Annotated in this window: 16 protein-coding genes; 14 read left to right on the top strand and 2 right to left on the bottom strand. The window is 44.2% G+C overall.

Annotation, left to right across the window (positions count from 1 at the left end; genetic code table 11):
* Nucleotides 1-23 precede the first annotated feature (23 nt).
* The 4 genes from QM351_RS02000 (at nucleotide 24) to QM351_RS02015 (ending at nucleotide 3,625) form a co-directional block, all read left to right on the top strand.
* Complete coding sequence (locus QM351_RS02000) at nucleotides 24-809, top strand: DUF6572 domain-containing protein (protein WP_414326329.1); 786 nt, start codon at nucleotides 24-26, stop codon at nucleotides 807-809.
* Between the two features lie 344 nt (nucleotides 810-1,153).
* Nucleotides 1,154-1,441, top strand: a complete 288-nt coding sequence (locus QM351_RS02005; RefSeq protein ID WP_241672467.1) for a hypothetical protein — start codon at nucleotides 1,154-1,156, stop codon at nucleotides 1,439-1,441.
* A gap of 287 nt (nucleotides 1,442-1,728) precedes the next feature.
* On the top strand, nucleotides 1,729-2,697 hold the full coding sequence (locus tag QM351_RS02010; protein ID WP_414326331.1) for a DUF6287 domain-containing protein: 969 nt from the start codon (nucleotides 1,729-1,731) through the stop codon (nucleotides 2,695-2,697).
* 115 nt (nucleotides 2,698-2,812) lie between these two features.
* The gene (locus QM351_RS02015) at nucleotides 2,813-3,625 is read left to right on the top strand and encodes a PrsW family glutamic-type intramembrane protease (RefSeq protein WP_049497339.1); all 813 of its coding nucleotides are present in this window, start codon (nucleotides 2,813-2,815) and stop codon (nucleotides 3,623-3,625) included.
* Between the two features lie 41 nt (nucleotides 3,626-3,666).
* On the opposite strand, the gene mnmE is transcribed toward QM351_RS02015, so the two are convergent.
* Nucleotides 3,667-5,040, bottom strand: coding sequence for a tRNA uridine-5-carboxymethylaminomethyl(34) synthesis GTPase MnmE (gene mnmE, locus QM351_RS02020; protein WP_303468704.1), 1,374 nt, complete (start codon nucleotides 5,038-5,040; stop codon nucleotides 3,667-3,669).
* Between the two features lie 162 nt (nucleotides 5,041-5,202).
* Here mnmE and rpiA point away from each other — a divergent pair, with 162 nt between their 5' ends.
* The 9 genes from rpiA to QM351_RS02065 all read left to right on the top strand — a co-directional run bounded on the left by rpiA (nucleotide 5,203) and on the right by QM351_RS02065 (nucleotide 13,212).
* The gene (gene rpiA / locus QM351_RS02025) at nucleotides 5,203-5,874 is read left to right on the top strand and encodes a ribose-5-phosphate isomerase RpiA (protein ID WP_414326713.1); all 672 of its coding nucleotides are present in this window, start codon (nucleotides 5,203-5,205) and stop codon (nucleotides 5,872-5,874) included.
* 248 nt (nucleotides 5,875-6,122) lie between these two features.
* Nucleotides 6,123-7,334: a phosphopentomutase gene (locus tag QM351_RS02030; protein WP_414326334.1), complete on the top strand. Its 1,212-nt coding sequence runs from the start codon at nucleotides 6,123-6,125 to the stop codon at nucleotides 7,332-7,334.
* 1 nt (nucleotide 7,335) lies between these two features.
* Complete coding sequence (locus QM351_RS02035) at nucleotides 7,336-7,878, top strand: DUF1697 domain-containing protein (protein WP_414326335.1); 543 nt, start codon at nucleotides 7,336-7,338, stop codon at nucleotides 7,876-7,878.
* A 13-nt stretch (nucleotides 7,879-7,891) separates the two neighbouring features.
* Nucleotides 7,892-8,701, top strand: coding sequence for a purine-nucleoside phosphorylase (locus QM351_RS02040; protein ID WP_414326336.1), 810 nt, complete (start codon nucleotides 7,892-7,894; stop codon nucleotides 8,699-8,701).
* A gap of 4 nt (nucleotides 8,702-8,705) precedes the next feature.
* The gene (locus QM351_RS02045; RefSeq protein WP_414326338.1) at nucleotides 8,706-9,938 is read left to right on the top strand and encodes a chloride channel protein; all 1,233 of its coding nucleotides are present in this window, start codon (nucleotides 8,706-8,708) and stop codon (nucleotides 9,936-9,938) included.
* Nucleotides 9,935-10,648: a type 1 glutamine amidotransferase gene (locus QM351_RS02050; RefSeq protein WP_414326340.1), complete on the top strand. Its 714-nt coding sequence runs from the start codon at nucleotides 9,935-9,937 to the stop codon at nucleotides 10,646-10,648. Before QM351_RS02045 ends, QM351_RS02050 begins: the two co-directional genes overlap by 4 nt.
* A gap of 354 nt (nucleotides 10,649-11,002) precedes the next feature.
* Nucleotides 11,003-11,713: a purine-nucleoside phosphorylase gene (deoD, locus tag QM351_RS02055; protein ID WP_013903492.1), complete on the top strand. Its 711-nt coding sequence runs from the start codon at nucleotides 11,003-11,005 to the stop codon at nucleotides 11,711-11,713.
* Nucleotides 11,713-12,480 (top strand): hypothetical protein, encoded by a 768-nt coding sequence (locus tag QM351_RS02060; RefSeq protein WP_315377314.1) that lies wholly within the window; start codon nucleotides 11,713-11,715, stop codon nucleotides 12,478-12,480. The genes deoD and QM351_RS02060 overlap by 1 nt, the downstream gene beginning before the upstream one ends.
* Nucleotides 12,481-13,212 (top strand): NAD-dependent protein deacylase, encoded by a 732-nt coding sequence (locus QM351_RS02065; protein WP_315377313.1) that lies wholly within the window; start codon nucleotides 12,481-12,483, stop codon nucleotides 13,210-13,212.
* 38 nt (nucleotides 13,213-13,250) lie between these two features.
* Here the strand turns inward: QM351_RS02065 and QM351_RS02070 are convergent, their stop codons facing one another.
* On the bottom strand, nucleotides 13,251-14,159 hold the full coding sequence (locus tag QM351_RS02070; RefSeq protein ID WP_003003594.1) for a LysR family transcriptional regulator: 909 nt from the start codon (nucleotides 14,157-14,159) through the stop codon (nucleotides 13,251-13,253).
* 243 nt (nucleotides 14,160-14,402) lie between these two features.
* Between QM351_RS02070 and QM351_RS02075 the strand changes: the two genes are divergently transcribed.
* Entirely contained in the window at nucleotides 14,403-15,827 is a 1,425-nt protein-coding gene (locus QM351_RS02075; RefSeq protein WP_414326343.1) for a DUF6688 family protein, read from the top strand.
* The last annotated feature ends 179 nt before the right edge of the window (nucleotides 15,828-16,006 follow it).

A 16,006-nucleotide genomic window follows, 5' to 3' on the forward strand; every position in this document is an offset into this window, starting at 1 on the left:
TTCTGTGGAGTAGAGGGAAAGAAGTGCTTAACTTTCCCATTAGCCAAAAATTAGCAGAACGTGTTTCAAAATCAGAAAAAGATGCTTTAGAAGTAATGTTTTATTGTGAACATCATCGTTGGCCAAAGAAAGATGAGTTAGATGATTATAATCATTCCAATACGATTGTACATAGAGGCGATGGATTTGTTGTATATGAAACAGATGGTTATTACGAAATTAGCTTCTTTAAAGAAGTTGGAGGAGCTATGGGCCCAGAAGTATGCTACCCCATTACTAAGGAACTAATGGATAAAGCATTTCAATCTTCTAGGGAAGCATATGAGGTGATGATTTATGCCGAAACAGGGAACTGGCCCTTAAGTAAGCAAGATGATATTGATAGAAACTATATACGTAATCATCCTGAAACTATGCTACCAAGTATAGAAGTTCAACGTGAGTTGTTTGATGTTGAAAAGTTTAAAGCTCTTGTAAAAAAAGCTATTGTTTCAGAACTAGAACCTAGCGAACTTGACGCTATTGGTATAGTTGATAATCATTTAGAGCTTCTTCTGGTGGATTCAGTCGGCTGGCAGGAAGAGATAGAAGCAGTCCATCTGGAAATTCTGCAGGAAAAAATTAACAATTACATTCACTTCCTCGAAAGCAAGCAATATGAGGAGAGATATGGCGATAAGTTTGATAAGAAAATCATCCATATCACCTTCCAATATTCTCCATCGGATAACGGCTTAGCCTTCCTCGTAGCGGTTCAGAAGGTATTGCAACCGACGGATATGAGCTTGAAGGTAGAATTGCCGGAGTAAAGAACAACTAAGAAGAATAAAATTAATCAATTTATGAGGGATTAAAAGTATTAAAGCGAAGGTCAGTCAAAAAACAAGATAGCTAAAAAGTAGACAAAATTTTCTAAAAGCCCATTAGAATAGGCTTTCTAAGCATATTTTATATTTCGGCAGGGGACAGAGATAGAAAAGAAAACACTGACAGTTGAACTGCACCCCAAAAGTTAGATTTTTTCTGTCTAACTTTTGGGGAGTAGTTCACTTATGACAGAGTGTTGACGTTTTAGAGCCGTGTTGTTTCGAATGGTCCCAAAACTATTTTTTGTATGATATAACATAATATTTTAAAAATGAAAGGGCTTTCTATGGAAAATGATGTGTTTTTTGATTATTTTTTAAAATCACTTAGGTTTCATTTGGGTGATACGTGTAAGGATATTGGATTTATAGAGTTTTTTAAAGATGAAAATAATTGTTTTATTACTATAGAGGATTATGTTTTGGAATCATTTGTAATATTGTCAAATATTTTGAGTCAGAAGAGGATTGTGTTTTCTTGTGGAATTATTTATAGTAAGGGGGTAGTTACTGGAGTAGAAATATATATGAATGTATCAGAGTTAGAAAGATTAAATAAATTGTTTAAAATATAGTTTTGAAGCATATTAAAAAAATAAGGGAAACTGTCTATGTAGGATGTGTGGAGTTGATAGTATCAATGTTTCCTTGTTTTAGAGCTGTGTTCTTTCGAATGATCCCAAAACAAGAAAAACAAAAAATGATGGTCTAGGAGCTCGATACATTGAGCTTCTTTTTCTTGAGAAATTCAAATCATAATTTTACAGACTTTTATGTCATTAATTGATTCTCCCCCTCCACTTTTTCTTTGACTCTCCTTTCTTATTTTTCTAAAATAGTAGGTGTGTGAAGGGAGATTGATATGAAAAAAGGTTTTGTGGTTGTGCTTTCTGCTTTGGTCTTGGCTTCGTGTGGTCGTCCTCAGAGGACGGTGACACCTAAGAGTTCGGATACCAAGCAGACCAGCACTTCAGAAAAGAAACAGTCTGGCATGGACTTGAAAGCCATTAAAGCTAAGGACTACACGAGTATCAAGGGGACTTGGATCGATGGTCGTGGCAATGAGCTGGTCTTTGATGACAAGGGCTTGGTTAGCGAAGATGTCGAGCTTGATGCATCGAGCTTTAAGCAGAAGGACCAGATTGCTGAGATGACGGTTAGTGCCAAGTCGGGTGTTGGCGGCTACGGTCTCTTGCTTCTTCCAAAAGGTCAGAAAGCGGGAAAAGACGATGCTTCGGATAAGTCTAAGGATCGGATCTGGGCTGGTCAGTCACCGGCTTATGGCGATGATGACAATTTCTACTATCGCAAGAAAGAGCAACCGAAAGAACGGGAGCAAGTAGATACAGACGATAGCAGTAGTACGTCTAAAACAAGTAAGGCCAAGAAGTGGAATACTCGCTCGGATGGTGAGGTCAAATCTTCGAAGAAGGCGGAACAGAATGATTATCCGGGCTACACCGATGCTCAGGTCGAAGCTGCGCGTGTCTGGGCTTATGTGATCAAGAACGTGCCATCAGAATTAAATATTTCAAATAGTGCAGCTGGAACAAAGATTTATAATGGTGGCTTGGGTGTCGATTATCCAAAAGATGTGCGTCATCTGTTTGGTTCTTATTCAGCAGAAGGAAATATCACTTATGCATCCAACGGTGATGGGACAGTGACGATCTATCCTGTACCGAGCCACTGGCAACAGTCTGCAGATGAACTCAATAGTGAAGAGTTTATGACGCAATTTACCCAAGGGATCTTGGACCATGCTGAAACGGTTACATTGCCAGATGGGGATCCAGACATGATTCGCCAGATTCTTGCCGTACTGAAGTAGGAGCTGAATTTGAGAGCTCAGTTTATTGTTTTTTTAAGATGATCCTGTTACAATGATAGTACACGGAAAAGACTGGTCTTCCAGCCTTTTTCATTTCACTTTAGAAAGGTCTTTTATGAAACGCAAATCGATTTTGTTTCTCTATTTACTCTTGCTAGCGATCGGCCTAGCCTATGAGACCCAGTCACTGACGGAAGGTTGGATGTCTGGTAGCCAGTACGGGATTGTGGGACTTTCGACCTTGATCCTTTTGGTCTATGCACTTCCTGCTGTTTGGGCTCTCTTTCATTTTGCCAAGAAGTGGAAGTTGTCTTGGGTACCGGTTCTATTTTCTGTATTAGGTGGGGGCTTTGTTGCCGGTTGGTTGTCTAGCTTTGCCAATACTTATTTCCATGATATGATTCAAGCGATCGCTCCAAATAGCGACTTTTGGAACCAGTACGAGAGTGCCATCGCTGCGCCCCTCTTTGAGGAACCCTTTAAGTTGATCCCTATCTTCTTTGTCCTCTATTTGTTCAGCGTCCGTCGCATCAAGTCGATCTTCCTCTTGGCGATTGCCTCTGGTCTTGGTTTCCAGATCGTGGAGGACTTTGCCTATATCCGTCAGGATATGCCGGAAGGTTTCTCTTACACGGTGTCAGGGATTCTTGGTCGTGTGGCCAATGCACCCATGTCTCACTGGGTCTACACAGGTCTTGTTATGCTAGGGCTCTTCTTGATTGTCCAAGCAAGCAGAGGACGCAAGGATCTAGCTCTAGCAGGCTGGGGATATTTAGTAGCTGGGTTTGGACTTCATTTTGTTGGCAATTCACCTTTCTCACAAATCGTGACCGAGTTGCCGATTGCGATTCCAGTCTTGAATGCTACTGGGCTCTTCCTGATCTACCAAGCGTATCAGACCGTCGAGCGATTAGAACAAGCAAAATAAAACAAAAAAATGCGTATGTTTGCACACATACGCATTTTTTGTTATTTTCCAAGACAGAACTGGCTGAAGAGTTGGGTGATGAGCTCATCTGGAGCAGCATCCCCTGTGATTTCTCCGAGGATTTCCCAGGTGCGGGTGAGATCGACTTGAAGCAGGTCTACCGGCATACCGAGGGCCAAGCCTTCGTTGACCGCTTGCAGGCTTTCAACAGCTTTCTCGATCAGAGAGATGTGACGAGCATTAGAAAGATACGTCGCATCTTGCTCAACCAGCCCAGCATTTTCGAAGAAGAGGGCGTTGATCCGGTCTTCAATTTGATTGATGTTTTGGTTTTTCAGAACGGAAATCTTGATATGATCTTCCGGCAGTTGGTCGATTTCGATCTTCTCTGGGAGATCGACCTTATTGAGGAGAATGATGCGGTTGCTATCTTGAGAGATTTCAAGGAGTTGGCGATCTTGGTCGGTCAAGGGTTCGCTAGCATTGAGGACGAGGAGGACCAAATCAGCTTCTTTGAGGGCTTTTTTCGACCGTTCGACACCAATTTGCTCAACGATGTCTTCGGTCTCACGGATTCCGGCCGTATCGACTAGTTTGAGGGGAACACCGTTGATGTTGACGTATTCTTCGATAACGTCACGGGTTGTTCCTTCGATATCGGTCACGATAGCTTTTTCTTCGCGAAGAAGATTATTGAGGAGGCTGGACTTGCCGACGTTTGGTCGACCGATGATAGCAGTAGAGATCCCTTCACGCAAGATCTTACCGCGACGGGCAGTCTTGAGGAGGTTGGTCAAGAGGGCTTCAAATTCACGGGTCTTTTCACGGATGATCTCAGTGGTTGCTTCTTCGACATCATCGTACTCAGGATAGTCGATATTGACTTCGACCTGGGCCAGGGTATTGAGGATCTCTTGGCGCGTGTTGTTGATGAGGTCAGACAGGGAACCGTCCAACTGTTTGACTGCAATGTTCATAGCCTTGTCGGTCTTGGCGCGAATAATATCCATGACGGCCTCAGCCTGGGTTAAATCGACCCGACCGTTCAGAAAGGCCCGCTTGGTAAACTCACCAGGTTCAGCTAATCGAGCTCCTTCGCGGATGACCAATTGTAGTATTTCATTGGTTACGGCAATCCCGCCGTGGGTATTGATCTCGATGATGTCCTCACGGGTGAAGGTTTTCGGCGAGCGCATGGCCCCCACCATGACTTCGTCGAGAATCTCGTCCTTATCTGGATCCACGATATGACCGTAGTTGAGCGTGTGGCTCGCTACCTTGCTTAAATCTTTCCCCTTGAAGATCTTTTGTGCAATGGCAAAGCTGTCTGTCCCGCTCAAGCGGACGATCCCGATCGCCCCCTCACCGAGAGGAGTCGAGATGGCAGCAATGGTATCAAATTCTTTAGTAATCATGTCATTTCTCTTTTCCTGTAGATTCATCTCTATTCTATCGTAAAGTCAGCAGACGGGCAAGGTTTTGCTTTTAGAACTAAAAGATGGAAAGGTTTTCAAATAATTAGTGAAATCTCTTTCAGAATATGCTATACTGTAATAGAATATAAAAGGAGGTCTATGATGGTAAACCTAAAAGAACAGGTAGGAATTAAAGCGGCTGAGTTTGTCAAAGACGGCATGATTGTCGGTCTCGGTACAGGGTCAACTGCTTATTATTTTGTGGCTGAATTGGGTCGTCGCATCAAAGAAGAAGGCTTGCAGATCACAGCTGTCACAACGTCGAGTGTGACCTATGATCAGGCTGAAAGTTTAGGCATCCCGCTCAAGGCTATCGACGATGTCGAAGTGGTCGATGTGACAGTGGATGGCGCAGATGAAGTGGATCCTCAATTAAACGGGATTAAAGGGGGCGGTGGGGCTCTCCTCATGGAAAAGATCGTCGCAACCAATTCAAAAGATTGCATTTGGATCGTGGATGAATCCAAACAAGTCGCAACTCTTGGGGCTTTCAAACTTCCAGTGGAAGTAGTGCAATACGGAGCTGAAAATCTCTTCCGTCACTTTGAGCAAAAAGGTTACCATCCTGCTTTCCGTATCGCGGATGAACAACGTTTTGTAACTGATCAAGGCAATTTCATCATTGACTTGGATTTCAAGGTGATCGAGGATGCAGAAGCTCTGGCCAATGAACTGGATCACACCGTAGGCGTCGTAGAGCACGGTTTATTCTTGAACATGATTTCAAAAGTGATTGTAGGGACACCAGATGGTCCTGTCATCATTGAAAAATAGAGAGTGGGACAGAAATCGGTAATTCGTTAGAATTCGATTTCGTCGTCCCACCTCCGCACAGTTGAGTAGGGCTGTAAAAGCTGATGAAATCAGCGTAGTAGAGCCCACTCAACCACTGCGTCTTGCTCGACAATCCAAAAATAATTGAGAGGCTAGGACTTTTGTCCCAGCCTCGAATCAAACAACGGCTCTCTTCTTATAGGGATATGGTATAATATAGCTAGTTTAATAAAGGAAAGAGGCAGTATATGTCAAAATTTAAACGCATGCACTTAGTTGTGCTAGATTCTGTTGGGATCGGTGCTGCACCGGATGCCAATAACTTTGTCAATGCAGGTGTTCCAGATGGAGCATCTGATACATTGGGTCACATCTCTAAAACCGTCGGTTTGAATGTGCCAAACATGGCGAAAATCGGTCTTGGAAATATTCCTCGTGAAGTACCATTGAAGACTGTGCCAGCTGAAAGCAACCCAACTGGCTATGCGACAAAATTGCAAGAAGTTTCTCTTGGGAAAGACACCATGACTGGTCACTGGGAAATCATGGGGCTCAACATTACAGAACCCTTTGATACTTTCTGGAATGGATTCCCAGAAGAAATTATTACAAAGATTGAAGAATTCTCAGGACGTAAGGTTATCCGTGAAGCCAACAAACCTTATTCTGGTACGGCGGTCATCGATGACTTTGGACCACGTCAAATGGAAACTGGTGAGTTGATCATTTATACATCAGCAGACCCTGTGCTTCAAATTGCAGCTCACGAAGACATTATTCCTTTGGATGAGTTGTACCGTATCTGCGAATACGCTCGTTCGATCACGTTGGAACGTCCGGCTCTTCTTGGTCGGATCATTGCTCGTCCTTATGTTGGAGAACCAGGAAACTTCACACGTACGGCCAACCGTCGTGACTTGGCTGTATCACCATTTGCGCCAACTGTTTTGGACAAGTTGAACGAAGCAGGCATCGATACCTATGCAGTTGGTAAGATTAACGATATCTTCAACGGTGCTGGTATCAACCACGATATGGGCCACAACAAATCAAATAGCCACGGTATGGATACCTTGATTAAGACCATGGGACTTCCTGAGTTCCAAGAAGGCTTCTCATTTACCAACTTGGTAGACTTTGATGCTCTTTACGGACACCGTCGCAATGCGCACGGCTACCGTGATTGCTTGCATGAGTTCGATGAGCGCTTTCCAGAAATCATCGCAGCCATGCGTGAAGATGACCTCTTGATGATTACGGCTGACCATGGTAACGACCCAACCTACGCTGGTACTGACCATACGCGTGAATACATCCCATTCTTGGCTTATAGCCCATCTTTCAAAGGCAATGGCGTGATTCCGGTTGGCCACTTTGCGGATATCTCAGCTACTGTGGCGGAAAACTTTGGTGTTGAGAAAGCCATGATCGGAGAAAGCTTCTTAGATAAATTAGTCTAAGATGATGCGCTTTGCTCTCCTCGTAAGAGGAATCAATGTTGGCGGCAAAAACAAAGTGGTCATGGCTCAACTTCGTCAAGAATTGATGGAGCTGGGATTGGAACAAGTGGAAACCTACATCAACAGTGGCAATATCTTCTTTACGACAGGTCTTTCTCGATCTCAGTTAGTAGAGTGCCTGTCGACCTTCTTTGAGAATCACTATCCCTTTATTGAACGCTTTTCTCTCCTGAGTCGTGAAGACTATGAAGCAGAATGTGCAAACCTACCACAATGGTGGACAGAAGAGATGGCTCGTAAGGATGTGCTCTTTTACACCGAGGGCTTGGATAGGGAATCCGTAGAAGAGAAGTTGCTTGATTTGAAGCTAGGTGATGAAGTGCTTCACCTTGGCAAAACAGCGGTTTTCTGGGGCAAATTCTCAGAAGAAAGCTACGCTAAAACCGCCTACCACAAATATCTGATGAAGATGCCTTTCTATCGTCAGATCACTATTCGCAACGTTAACACCTTTGACAAAATTGGTAGATTACTTAAGAAATAAAAGGAGATACACAATGACATTGTTAGCAAAAATCAATGAAACAGCTGCTTTCTTGAAGGGCAAAGGAATGGAAGCGCCTGAGTTTGGCTTGATCCTTGGATCAGGTTTGGGTGAACTGGCTGAAGAAATCGAAAATCCAGTCGTAGTAGACTACTCTGACATTCCAAACTGGGGTCGTTCGACAGTTGTCGGCCACGCTGGTAAGTTGGTTTATGGTGATCTTGCTGGACGTAAAGTTTTGGCTCTTCAAGGTCGTTTCCACTTCTACGAAGGAAACCCATTGGAAGTGGTGACTTTCCCAGTTCGTGTCATGAAAGTGTTGGGATGTGAAGGAGTGCTAGTAACCAACGCTGCTGGTGGTATCGGCTTCGGTCCTGGTACCTTGATGGCTATTACTGACCACATCAATATGACTGGTCAAAACCCATTGATCGGTGAAAACTTGGATGACTTTGGTCCTCGTTTCCCTGATATGTCGAAAGCTTACACTCCTGAATACCGCGAGACTGCTCATAAAGTCGCTGACAAATTGGGTATTAAATTGGATGATGGGGTTTATATTGGTGTGACAGGTCCTACTTATGAAACTCCAGCTGAAATCCGTGCGTATAAGACTCTTGGTGCGGATGCTGTCGGTATGTCAACTGTTCCTGAAGTCATCATTGCGGCTCACTCTGGTTTGAAAGTTCTTGGTATTTCATGTATTACCAACTTTGCGGCTGGTTTCCAAGAAGAGCTTAACCACGAAGAAGTAGTGGAAGTGACGGAGCGCGTCAAAGACGATTTTAAAGGCTTGCTGACAGCAATTCTGGCTGAACTCTAATCCTATGAAAGCAAGACTCCAAAGCCTGCCTTACGGACTGAGGTTGCTTCTAGCCACTCTATCATTGGGAATAGGGACGGGTCTGGTCGGAATTGCCTGTCATTATCTACTAGAAGGTGTGCAAGGACTGGCCTTTGGCCAAGATAAGGGGGACTTGCTTCAGCAATTTAATCACGCTGGAGGTTTCCGTAGATTCCTTGTCCTAGGTGTGACAGGGGTCTTAGCAACAGGTTTCTGGTATATTCTGCAACGGCGCTATAAAATTCTCTCCATTCGTAGGCAAATTGACCTAGCTGGAGACAGTGAGCCAGCGTTCTTAGCCCACCTCCTTCATTCAGGGATGCAGGTTGCGATTGTCGGAGCAGGCGCATCGGTCGGAAAAGAAGGAGCCCCACGAGAGGTCGGGGCTCTTCTAGCTGGTCGATTGGGCAAAGCCTTCTCCTTGGCAATCAAAGAGCGAAAAGTTTTAATCGCCTGTGGTGCAGGAGCTGGGTTGGCCGCAGTCTATCAGGTTCCCTTTGCTAGTAGCTTGTTCGTCTTTGAGACCTTAGGACTTGCCTACAGTTGGCAGAACTTTCTGCTGGTTTTGTCCAGTACTTATCTAGCGACTTGGGTGGCCCAGCCTATCGTTGGGCACGGTTCTATTTATCATATGTCGCTAGTCCATTGGTCGGCCAGCAGTTTCTTGCAGGCGATTCTGATTGCTTTATTGGTTACTCCATTTGCGCTAGGCTTTCGATCTTTAGCTAAACGCGCAGGTCGCAAACGACGGAAGGATGGAACAATTCTTTGGGCTCTTCCTCTAGCCTTTCTTGTGCTGGGGAGCCTAGTAGCCTTTTGCCCCATCTTTATGGGAAATGGTCAGGTACTAGCCCAGGCCTTGTTGTCTAGTCAGTCGATTCCCTATCTTCCATTGACTCTTGCAGTGAAGGGGCTTTTAGTCTATCTCCTCTTGAGCAACGGTGCCTATGGGGGAACCTTGACGCCATCATTTGCCTTAGGAATAGGGTCCGGTTACTTAGTGACTTTATTGATGACAGTCGTTGGAATTCATTTAGATCCTGCTCTCGGGATGCTACTTGGTGCGACCGTCTTTTTAGGAACGACCCTACAAGCTCCTTTGACAGCTATTGCCCTGAGCCTTGGATTTACAGGGCAGTCTTTAAGTTTAACAATCCCGCTTGTACTTGCAACAGGTGTGTCTTACGTGATTCGAATGAGATGGGAGAAGAGATGATGAAGGTACATTTTGTACTGCATGAAACATTTGAAGTGCCGGGCGCTTATCTAAAATGGGCGCAGGAGCGTGGTCATCAGGTGACTACGACCAAAGTCTATGAGAACGAAGCTCTACCAGAGACAGTGGATGAGATCGACTTCTTAATTGTGATGGGAGGTCCTCAATCGCCAGATGAAGATCGGGAAACTTTTCCATACTATGATCCTCAAGCAGAGATCGAGCTGATTCAAAAGGCTATGAAGGCAGATCGTTATATTGTTGGGGTCTGTCTTGGTGCCCAGCTCCTGTCTGTTGCCTATGGTGCGAAGTATGAGCACAGTCCGGAACGTGAGATTGGGGTTTATCCTGTGACCTTGACGCCTGAAGGACTCACAGATCCACATGTCGGTGAGTTTGGAGCAACTCTTGAAACTGGCCACTGGCATGGCGATATGCCAGGATTGACAGAAGATGCTGTTGTTCTTGCGACTAGTCAAGGATGTCCACGTCAGATGATTCGCTTTAGTCCGAAACACTATGCCTTCCAAGCTCACTTAGAATTTGATCCAGAAGCAGTTGATCTCTTGATTGCTGCTGACGGTGAAGCTGTTTTGGAAGATCAAAGCCAAAAATTGACCTTTGTTCAAAAACCCGAAGCCATTCGTGCTTACGATTATCGAGAAATGAATAGCAAACTCTTTGCGTTTTTGGATTCATTAACAAAATAAATAAAAAAGAAAGGTAGAGCATGTGTTCTAAATTTGAACACGAGCGGAAAGCTCTCCTAATTACTCAATAAAAAAAGAAAGGATGGGTTTACCGTATTCGCTGAACTGAATACGGGCGGAGAACTGTGTAAAAAAGATAAACTGTCTAGCATCTGCGATGCGTCGTCAGTTTCCTATTTTTACTTTGCCTCTTTAACGCCTATTCTAAAAAATAAAAAAGAAAGGTAGAGCATGTGTTCTGATTTGAACACGAGCGGAAAGCTCGGAAAATAGATAATCTGACTGAGAAATCAGGATTTCTCGTCAGATTCCTAATTTTCAGTCGCTTTCTGGTCGCTCTTTGTATCATAAACTATGTCTATCCATATTGCTGCTAAGCATGGTGAAATTGCTGATAAAATTCTTCTTCCTGGGGATCCTCTTCGTGCGAAATTTATCGCTGAGAACTTTTTAGAAGACGCTGTTTGTTTTAACGAAGTGCGTAACATGTTTGGTTACACAGGGACTTACAAGGGTCATCGTGTATCTGTTATGGGAACTGGGATGGGGATGCCATCGATCTCTATTTATGCGCGTGAGTTGATCGTGGACTACGGCGTGAAAAAATTAATCCGTGTGGGAACAGCTGGTTCTTTGAACGAGGATGTGCATGTTCGTGAATTGGTCTTGGCACAAGCTGCTGCAACCAACTCAAACATCATCCGTAACGACTGGCCTCAATACGATTTCCCACAAATCGCTAGCTTTGATCTTTTAGACAAGGCTTACCATATTGCCAAAGATCTTGGCATGACCACTCACGTGGGTAATGTCTTGTCTTCTGATGTCTTCTATTCAAACTATGGTGAAAAGAACATCGAGCTTGGTAAATGGGGTGTGAAAGCTGTAGAAATGGAAGCAGCGGCTCTCTATTATCTTGCTGCTCAACACCATGTGGATGCGCTTGCTATCATGACGATTTCAGACAGTTTGGTCAATCCTGATGAGGATACAACCGCTGAAGAACGTCAAAATACGTTCACAGACATGATGAAAGTCGGTCTTGAGACCTTGATTGCAGACTAATGGCAACATTCTTTCATGATGAATGGCTCTACGACCTCCAAAATTATCACTACAGCCGGGCTCTGCGCTCTATCAAGCAGCAGGAAGAAGTACCGGATTTGTTGGTAAGTTTACTACAGTTAATGGCGGAGCGTCGAGAGCTCAATATCCAACCCGTCATGAATCAAAAGTTGAGAACCGAGTTGCTAGAGGCGACTGGTTTTCAGCTTTTTTGGCATGAGGATCCAGAAGACGAGCAGTTGGCCAACTACCTCTATGATCTCGAAGCGAAGTTGCGAAATGAGCAGATTATTGACTTTGTTCGTGCCGTTAGCCCAGCCATCTATCGGATCTTTATGCGTTTGATTCAGTTGAAAATTCCTGATATTACCAACTATATTCATAACTCCAAAGAATCCAGTTATGACCGTTGGAAGTTTGAGAGCCTGCATGCGTCCGACAACCCTATCCTGCAGCAATTCCACAGCGAAAGTGTGGTCAATTCGTCCAGTTTGACGGAGTTGATTGTGCAGTTGGATTTTCCAGATAGCGTCAAAGTTGCGGCCCAACAATTGCGGGAGTTAGAAAAATCAGTTCGCAACCCCTTGGCCCACTTGATCAAGCCCTTTGATGAGGAAGAGCTCCATCGGACGACAGGTTTCTCTTCTCAGGATTTTATGAAGAATTTGATTGACCTTGCAAGCTACACAGGCATCCATTACGATCAAGCTAACTTTTATTTTGATCAGGCCAATGCTGTCATGGAAGAGCTACTAAAGGAGAAGTAGATGGATAAGATTGCTCAACTACAGGAGATGATTGATCAGAGTCAACGGATTGTGTTTTTCGGAGGGGCAGGAGTTTCCACAGAGTCAAATATTCCAGATTTTCGAAGCTCAGACGGTGTCTATAGTGTTCAGGTGGGTCGGCATTTGACAGTTGAGCAATTGGTCTCCCATACCATGTTTGAGCGCTATCCAGAGGACTTTTTCGACTTTTACAAGAAGTACTTGCTCTACCCAGATGCCAAGCCCAATGCTGCCCATCGCTATCTCGCGTGGCTTGAAGAGACCGGTAAACTCAAGGCGGTGGTGACACAAAATATTGATAGTCTCCATGAAATGGCTGGTTCTAAAAAAGTTTTGAAGCTTCATGGCAGTGCCGACCGCAATTACTGTACGGGTTGCCAGCGATTTTATGATTTGGAGTCCTTTCTAGCTTTAGAAGGCCCGGTTCCACACTGTCTGGACTGTGGCAAGGTGGTCAAGCCTGATGTGACCCTCTACGAGGAGCCTCTCGATATGGACATCTTTAGCCAAGCTGCTCAAGCTATCCAAGAGGCTGATCTGCTGATTATCGGTGGGACCTCACTTGTGGTCTACCCAGCAGCTAGCTTGATCCAGTATTTCCAAGGGAAGAAGCTGGTTGTCATCAATAAAACCAGTATCCCACAAGACAAGCAAGCAGACCTGGTCATTGAAGGAAAAATTGGGGAAGTATTTTCACAATTAAGACAATAAAAAATATCTGAGTGAACATGGATCACTCAGATATTTTTTTACTTATCAAACTTCACTTCCTCAAGCAAGTACTCGATGAATTTTTCTCCCATTTTTGAGAGGGCTGTTTTTTCATGTTTGATGTAGACCAGCTCGATCGGGTCTTCGATATCAAGGGGAATGGAGACGATGTTATTTCCGTTGAGATTGCTGTTGAGGATCCCGGTCGCAATGGTGTAGCCATCCAGACCAATCAAGAGATTAAAGAGGGTCGCCCGGTCACTGACGACGATGGATTTTTTATGATGCTCTTGAGAGAGGATCTCTTCTGAGAAGTAGAAGGAGTTGTGGGTTCCTTGGTCATAGCTAAGGTATGGGAAATCTTCCAGATCAGATAAGTGGACGATCTCTTTCTTGGCAAGAGGATTGGTCTTGCTGACAAAGATATGAGGTTGCGCTGTAAAGAGGTGGGTGGCAATCAGGTGATTATCATCCAGCATCTTAGAGAGGACATCTCGGTTGTAGCTATTCAAAAAGAGTACGCCAACCTCGCTTCGGAAATTCTTGACGTCATCGATGATCTCCCAAGTCCGCGTCTCCCGTAGGAAGAGCTCGTATTTTTCCATGTCGCTTTTCTTCAATAGAGAAACGAAGGCCTCAACCACGAAGGCGTAGTGCTGTGAAGAGACGCTGAAAAGCTCACGAGAGCCCACGGGATTTTTATAGCGCTCGGACAAGAGGTCAATCTGCTCCACCACCTGGCGGGCATAAGAGAGGAACTCCATCCCATCGCGAGTCAAAGTGATCCCTTTAGGATTCCGGATAAAGATTTCAATCCCCATCTCATTTTCCAAGTCCTTAACGGCATTGGAAAGGCTAGGTTGCGTGATGAAGAGTTGTTTTGCGGCTTCATTCATAGAGCCGGTTTCGACGATTTTGATAATGTATTGTAATTGTTGTATTCTCATGCTTTTATTTTAACATAAAAAAGCGCGTTTTTCCCGTAAAATGTGGTCTTTCAAGGACTGTATCAGACTATAATGCAGGCTGAGGTAGGTAATAGGAAGTAGGCTAGATCAAATGTTTAAAAAATAGAAGATTGGAAACAAAATCTCCATCTGGAGACTGATTTTGATGCAAAATTACAGTTTTGCCTTGATTAAGGGGTGAGCTGATTGATAGAATGGTAAAAAATTGATTGAGGAGATCTTATGAAAAAACTAGTTTCCTGGTATAAGAAAAAGGATAAGGAATTGGAAACCCATTTCACAGCCGGTCTGTTGCAGATCAATTTTGTGACCAATGCACTGATTCTATTAGCCTTTTACATTTATTTTGTTGTTAGTGAGTCGATCTATGCAATAAAGGATCCATTCATTCAATTTAGTGTTTGGGAGATCATTGCCTTCACGATGGAGATCTTACCCTACGGTCTAACCATTGCCCTCTTTGTCCCCAATATTTTTGTCATCATTTATGGGATTGGTCGGTGGTCCAGCCTCCAGTTCAAAGAAGCAGAGGAAGAAGCTCTCAAAGATCCGGATTTGTTTGAAGAGAGAGGGCCAGTGAAGGGCGAAGAACTGATAGAAGAGGATACATTCACAATTGAAACATCAAGTCCTAAGCCTATCAAAAAGAAAAAGCAACAGCCTACCATTGTACTTTGGTTTGGACTCTTTGGTTGCTTTCTCGAAGCGATTTTCATTTTTATTGTCAAGGAAATGACCTTTTACGAATGGAATGAGCCCTTGATCAATTCTCAGAAACATGCCTTGATCTGGTCTGGCGCCTATCCGACCTTCTTCACACTGGCAGCTCTTACTTTACTAGCCTTGATCATCTATTCCTACAGAGATGCGAATTCACTCTCGCCGTTAGCAAATGTCTTCTGCATCAGTGGCATTCTAGGAGGTGTGGTTCTTCTCTTAGTTTTCGATAATCAACTGCAGGTAGCAAGTTTTCACACTTTTTTCTTACTGATCTATTCCATCCATCTCTTATGGGTTCGCATCAAGGAGTGGCAGGAAGATCGAACAGAGATAAGCTATGAGAATCGTCTACTTCAATGGCTCCATCAGCTCTTAAACAAGTCGCGCAACTGGCCATGGCTAGCAGTTCTTGTTGCCCTTCCAACCCTTGCCCTTGTTGTCCTTGTTCTCATGCTCTTTGGGCAGCAACCGGATTCCATGATCAAAGCCTGGACCAATACAGCTGACTGGGCCTTCTCACAGAAGATCCCTCCTCAAAATCTCATCATTGATGAGCACTATCTTTGTACGGTTGCGGCTGGTGGCCATGAAAATGTTGTCAAGCCCCAGCGGATGGGCGTCCGCCACGGTCATCCAGTCGTTGTCAATCGCCAGCTTTGTATTGCCAATGCCTTTGAGCAGGTGCTAGAAGAAAAGACGCCACGTTTCCATCGCTTCTTGCGTCGCAATTATGACCGCTATGGCTATCCCTTTGCCAAACATATCAAGAAAAAATGGGCTATGGACCTGATCTATTACCTAATGAAACCCTTGGAATGGCTCTTTTTACTGGTTCTTTATCTAGTTGATCGTAAGCCTGAAAATCGAATTGCCATGCAATACATCAAACCGATCCCAGAAGATTTTGAACCCCGTAAAGTTTCCTAAGTTACTGATTTTACTTGACAAGCGAGAAGGAGCGCGATATAATGAGACAAATTTAACCTTTAAGAGGTCCAGAGAGGCCTGCAAGGAAAGACGGAATAAAGATCAGCGGACGGAGTCTAGCTGATCATTTGTGGGACCTTGCTTTTGCGAGGTCTTTTTTGCTGAAAGAAAGAAGAGGA

Origin of the sequence: Streptococcus parasanguinis (assembly GCF_047465465.1) — a bacterium.
GTDB classification, from domain to species: Bacteria; Bacillota; Bacilli; order Lactobacillales; family Streptococcaceae; genus Streptococcus; species Streptococcus parasanguinis_AI.

Bases quoted from the DNA above. Each gene is read 5' to 3' on its own strand.
- QM351_RS02005 (WP_241672467.1), top strand. From the start codon at position 1,154: ATGGAAAATGATGTGTTTTTTGATTATTTTTTAAAATCACTTAGGTTT.
- QM351_RS02010 (WP_414326331.1), top strand. From the start codon at position 1,729: ATGAAAAAAGGTTTTGTGGTTGTGCTTTCTGCTTTGGTCTTGGCTTCG.
- QM351_RS02015 (WP_049497339.1), top strand. From the start codon at position 2,813: ATGAAACGCAAATCGATTTTGTTTCTCTATTTACTCTTGCTAGCGATC.
- mnmE (WP_303468704.1), bottom strand. From the start codon at position 5,040: ATGATTACTAAAGAATTTGATACCATTGCTGCCATCTCGACTCCTCTC.
- rpiA (WP_414326713.1), top strand. From the start codon at position 5,203: ATGGTAAACCTAAAAGAACAGGTAGGAATTAAAGCGGCTGAGTTTGTC.
- QM351_RS02030 (WP_414326334.1), top strand. From the start codon at position 6,123: ATGTCAAAATTTAAACGCATGCACTTAGTTGTGCTAGATTCTGTTGGG.
- QM351_RS02035 (WP_414326335.1), top strand. From the start codon at position 7,336: ATGATGCGCTTTGCTCTCCTCGTAAGAGGAATCAATGTTGGCGGCAAA.
- QM351_RS02040 (WP_414326336.1), top strand. From the start codon at position 7,892: ATGACATTGTTAGCAAAAATCAATGAAACAGCTGCTTTCTTGAAGGGC.
- QM351_RS02045 (WP_414326338.1), top strand. From the start codon at position 8,706: ATGAAAGCAAGACTCCAAAGCCTGCCTTACGGACTGAGGTTGCTTCTA.
- QM351_RS02050 (WP_414326340.1), top strand. From the start codon at position 9,935: ATGATGAAGGTACATTTTGTACTGCATGAAACATTTGAAGTGCCGGGC.
- deoD (WP_013903492.1), top strand. From the start codon at position 11,003: ATGTCTATCCATATTGCTGCTAAGCATGGTGAAATTGCTGATAAAATT.
- QM351_RS02060 (WP_315377314.1), top strand. From the start codon at position 11,713: ATGGCAACATTCTTTCATGATGAATGGCTCTACGACCTCCAAAATTAT.
- QM351_RS02065 (WP_315377313.1), top strand. From the start codon at position 12,481: ATGGATAAGATTGCTCAACTACAGGAGATGATTGATCAGAGTCAACGG.
- QM351_RS02070 (WP_003003594.1), bottom strand. From the start codon at position 14,159: ATGAGAATACAACAATTACAATACATTATCAAAATCGTCGAAACCGGC.
- QM351_RS02075 (WP_414326343.1), top strand. From the start codon at position 14,403: ATGAAAAAACTAGTTTCCTGGTATAAGAAAAAGGATAAGGAATTGGAA.